The organism is Dokdonella sp. (assembly GCF_039926425.1).
Lineage (GTDB): Bacteria > Pseudomonadota > Gammaproteobacteria > Xanthomonadales > Rhodanobacteraceae > Dokdonella_A.
In genome coordinates this window covers 1-4267 of the sequence record NZ_JBDSWZ010000271.1, presented here as the reverse complement: position 1 = coordinate 4267, position 4267 = coordinate 1, and the positions used below count along the sequence as shown (strand labels likewise).

The following is a 4267-nucleotide window of genomic DNA, read 5'->3' as shown; positions in this document are numbered from 1 at the left end:
CGGCCCCGATTCCGCCATTTCCATCAGCGATCCTGCATCCACCGACGAAACCGGTTGTCAGCGCGGCCGATATCGGAAACCATGCCGCCGCGCGCAATGCGTGTCGAACCGAACCTGGGGACAACCGAATGGATGTGATTCGATGGCTGGTGCGCCTGCCGTTGTGGCTGGCGCAGACGCTCTGGGCGTTGCTGTGCGCGTTGTTTCGCGCGCTCGGCTGGGTCGGCACCCGGCTTTTCGGCCGGATGTCCTGGCAGGCGGCGCCCTGGATGACAGCCAGTGCCGGTGCCACGCGGTCGGTCGCCGGCGGCATCCGTCGGCGGCCGGGATGGTCGGCCGGCCTCGTCGTTGCAGCACTCGCAATCGGCCTCGGCACGTGGCAAGGGCTGCGCTGGTGGAAGGCGCGCCCGCATCCGCCGGCTCCGCGATCCATCACCGCGCAGGTCACTCCGCCGCCGTTGACGCAGTACGACAATGATCCGGTGGCGGTCAGCGCGGTGACGATCCTCTTCTCCGGATCGGTGGCGCCGATCGAGCGCGTCGGCAAGGCGCCGGGCGAGGGCATCGCGTTGAAGCCGGCACTGGAGGGCGCGTGGACCTGGAGCAACGATCAGACCCTGACGTTCACCCCCGCGACCGACTGGCCCGTCGGCCAGCATTTCGAAGTGAACTTCGACAAGGCAAAGTTGTTCGCACCACAGGTCGTCGTGCCGCAGTCGACGGTGGAATTCGACAGCGCGCCGTTCAAGGCGACGGTCGCCAGCAGCGAGTTCTATCAGGATCCGCAGGACGCGGCGCTCAAGAAAGCGGTGTTCCAGATCCGCTTCAGTCATCCGCTCGACGCGGCGGACTTCGAGAAGCGCATCGCACTGAGCCAGGAGGTGCCGAAGTCGAAAGCATTGCCGCGCAAGTTCGTCGTCAACTACGACAAGAAGAAACTCAACGCGTTCATCCACTCGGAGCCGCTGGCGGTTCCGAAGGACCCCGGTTCGATCGCCATGAAGGTCGAGCGCGGAACGCATGCCGCGACGGGCGGCACGCCGCTTGCGGATTCGATCGACGCGCGCGTCGCGATTCCCGGAACCTACAGCCTTGCGGTCAACAGCATGGACGCGGTCCTCGTCGACAACGCGCGCTTTGAACCCGAGCAGGTGCTCAACGTCGAACTCTCGCAGGCGATCGGCGAAAAGGATGCGGCGAAAGCGATGCAGGCGTGGCTGTTGCCGGTCTACAACCCGGACACGCCCGACGCCGAGCGCAACGAACCCTACGACTGGACCGGCGACACCAATCCGGCCGAGAAGGTGCTGAAGGCATCACCCAGGCTCGACCTCGAAGCGGTGGCCGGCGAGCGCGATTTCAACGCGCAGGTCAGTTACAAATATCGCGCCGATGCAGGTCGCTACATCTATCTGCGCATTCCAAAGGGACTCGCGTCGTTCGGCGGATATCGCCTTGGCGACACGTGGTCGAATGTCGTGCGCGTGCCGGACTATCCGAAGATGCTGCGCTTCATGGCCGACGGCGCGCTGATGTCGCTCAACGGCGACAAGCGCGTTGCCGTGGTCGCGCGCAATGTGCCCGGCATGCAGATGGAGATTGGCCGCGTGCTGCCGGACCAGGTCCAGCACCTGGTCGGATTCAACCAATCCGGCACGTTCGCCAAACCGGAACTGGGCGCGTTGTCCCCCGACCAGATCACCGAACGGTTCTCCGAGAAAATTCCATTCGGCGACGAGGATCCGACCAAGCCGCACTATCAAGGCGTCGATCTCGGCCACTATCTCGCACCGGACAAGCGTGGCGTGTTCCTTCTCACGCTGACCGGCTACGACGCGAAGCTCGACGCGGCGAATGCGAAGAAGTCCAAGCCCGAGGTCAGCACTGCAAGCGACAGCGACGATGAGGCCGCCGACGGCGAATCGGAGGAGAGCGGCGAAGGAGAGGGCTACGCGGAAGGCGAATCCGACGGGGACGGCAGCGATCTGTCGGCATTCACCGACTCACGTCTGATCGTCGTGACCGATCTCGGCACGGTGATGAAGAAATCGCTGGATGGCGGCATCGACCTGTTCGTGCAATCGATCCGCAGCGGTGCGCCGGTCGCCGCGGCGAGCGTCGAGATTCTCGGCAAGAACGGCCAGGTGCTGGTGTCGCAGCCGAGCGATGCAACGGGGCTCGCGCATTTCGCGCCGCTCGAGGGTTTCGAGCGCGAGAAGGCGCCGACGTTGCTGGTGGTGAAGAAAGGCGATGACTTCGCGTTCCTGCCGTACAACGGACGCGATCGCCGACTCGATTTTTCACGATTCGATGTCGGTGGCATCCGCAATGCGCGCGACGCAGGGCAATTGAGCGCCTACCTCTTTTCCGACCGCGGCCTCTATCGGCCGGGCGAGACGTTTCATGTCGGTCTGGTCGTGCGTGCCGCCGACTGGACGCGTAACCTTGCCGGCGTGCCGCTGCAGGCCGAGATCGTCGATCCGCGCGGGCTGGTGGTCGATCGTCGCACGCTCAAGCTCGGCGCAAACGCGTTTGAAGAACTGGCCTACACGACGCAGGAAACCTCGCCAACGGGCGCGTGGACGGTGAATCTTTCTCTGGTCAAGGCCGACGGCGAGACCAGCCCGCTCGGCAGCACCAGCGTGCAGGTCAAGGAATTCCTGCCGGACCGGATGAAGGCGACCGCGCATCTGTCGCACGAAGTCGTCGATGGCTGGGTCAAGCCGGACGACCTCAGTGCGCGGATCCAGCTGATGAACCTCTTCGGCACGCCGGCGCAGCAGCGCCGCGTCGAGGCGACGCTGACGTTGTCGCCGTCGTGGCCGACGTTCCGCGCGTTTGCCGACTACACGTTTTTCGATCCGAACCACGCGAAGGAAGGCTATAGCGAACCGTTGGGAGAAAAGACAACCGACGACCAGGGCAACGTCGAATACCCGCTCGACCTGACCAAGTACGGCACGTCGACCTACCGGCTGCATGTGCTCGCCAAGGGTTATGAAGCGGAAGGCGGGCGCAGCGTTGCGGCCGAGGCGGCGACGCTGGTGTCGTCGCTCGATTATCTGATCGGCGCGCGCGCCGATGGACGTCTCGACTACATCACGCGCGACAGCAAGCGCAACGTCAATCTGATCGCTCTCGATCCGAACGCAAAGCGGACGGCAATCGACGGACTGAAGGCTGCGATCGTCGAGCGGCGCTACGTGTCGGTGCTGACCAAGCAGGATTCGGGCGTCTACAAATACGATTCGCGGATGAAGGAAGTGCCGGTCAGCGAAGCTCCGCTGAAAATCGGTGCCGCCGGCATCGACTATGCGCTGCCGACGGCGACGCCGGGCAGCTTCGCGCTTGTGGTGCGGAACGCGCGGGGCGAGGAACTCAATCGGGTGCAGTACGCCATTGCCGGCGAGGCGAACCTCAGCCGCTCGCTGGAGCGCAATGCTGAGCTCGAGCTCGCGTTGTCCAAACACGACTACGCGCCCGGTGAAGAGATTGAAGTGGCAATCCGCGCTCCGTACGCCGGCGCCGGCTTGCTGACGATCGAACGCGACCGCGTGTATGCGCACGCGTGGTTCAAGACGTCGACCACCGGCTCCGTGCAGAAGATCCGCGTGCCGGCCGATTTCGAGGGCAATGGCTATCTCAACGTGCAGTTCGTGCGCGATCCGTCGTCGGACGAGATCTTCACCAGTCCGTTGTCGTACGGCGTGGTTCCGTTTTCGGTCAACCTCGATGCACGCCGCGATGCGGTGACGGTGGCGACGCCGGCGCAGATCAAGCCGGGCGAAAACCTGACGATGAAGGTGACCGTCGCGCAACCCGCGCGTGTGGCAGTGTTTGCGATCGACGAGGGCATCCTGCAGGTGGCGCGCTACAAGCTCGGCGATCCACTCGATTTCTTCTTCAAGAAACGCATGCTCGAAGTGGTCACGAGCCAGACGCTGGATCTGATCCTGCCGGAGTTCGCGAAGCTGGCCGGCATGTCGGCGCCGGGCGGCGACGAGGACTCGGCGCTCGGTCGCCATCTCAATCCATTCCGCAAGAAACATGCGCCGCCCGTCGCGTACTGGTCGGGCCTGATCGATGTGAAGGACACGAAGGATCTCAGCTGGCACGTGCCGGACGATTTCAATGGACGGTTGCGCGTGATGGCCGTCGCGGTCGCGCCGGATCGCACCGGCATCTTCGAGGGCGGCACCACGGTGCGCGGCGACTTCGTGCTTTCGCCCAACGTGCCAGCGATGGTTGCGCCCGGCGACGAGTTCGA

1 protein-coding gene is annotated in these 4267 nt (G+C 64.5%); it reads left to right on the top strand.

Translation table 11 applies throughout. From position 1 onward, the window contains the following. Nucleotides 1-128: 128 nt before the first annotated feature. A partial coding sequence (locus ABIV12_RS15340) for an MG2 domain-containing protein (protein ID WP_348060886.1) occupies nt 129-4267 on the top strand: 4139 nt, incomplete at its 3' end.